Here is a 725-nt window from a genome sequence, read left to right as displayed (position 1 = left end):
AGACTATGAATTATTAAAAGAAAAAATAACTGTAAAAATAGAAAAAGATGCAGTAGTAGAAATTAAAATAGGAAATAAGAAATTGCCAGATCCAATAGGAAAAATGAAGTTAGTGAAAGTAGACATAAGTGATAAAAATAAAAAGCTAGCAGGGGCAAAGTTTCATATAGAAGATTCAAAAGGGAAAATAGTTGGAGAACTAGTAACAAATGAAGAAGGAGAAGTAATATCAAAAGACTTACCAATAGGAAACTATACCTTAGTGGAAGTAGAAGCACCTAAAGGTTACGAATTATTAAAAGAAAAAATAACTGTAAAAATAGAAAAAGATGCAGTAGTAGAAATTAAAATAGGAAATAAGAAATTGCCAGATCCAATGGGGAAAATGAAGCTTGTGAAAGTAGACATAAGTGATAAAAATAAAAAACTAGCAGGAGCAAAGTTTCATATAGAAGATTCAAAAGGAAAAGTAGTTGGAGAGTTAATAACAGATGAAAAAGGAGAAATGATATCAAAGGACTTACCAATAGGAAACTATACCCTAGTGGAAATAGAGGCACCTAAAGGTTATGAATTATTAAAAGAAAAAATAGCTGTAAAAATAGAAAAAGATACAGTAGTAGAAATTAAAATAGAAAATAAGAAATTGCCAGATCCGACTGGGCAATTTGAAATTGAAAAAGTTGATGATAAGGATAGTGAATTAAAGCTAAAAGGCGCTGTAT

1 protein-coding gene is annotated in these 725 nt (G+C 29.1%); it reads left to right on the top strand.

Features of this window, described 5'->3' with window-relative positions; all coding sequences use genetic code 11:
• Positions 1-725, top strand: a 725-nt coding sequence (locus MR160_RS33735; RefSeq protein WP_242299223.1) for an MSCRAMM family protein, incomplete at both ends; no start/stop codon positions are given.

Origin of the sequence: Bacillus cereus group sp. BfR-BA-01382, from assembly GCF_022663475.1 — a bacterium.
Lineage (GTDB): Bacteria > Bacillota > Bacilli > Bacillales > Bacillaceae_G > Bacillus_A > Bacillus_A thuringiensis_S.
This window is presented reverse-complemented; position numbering and strand designations above follow the sequence as displayed.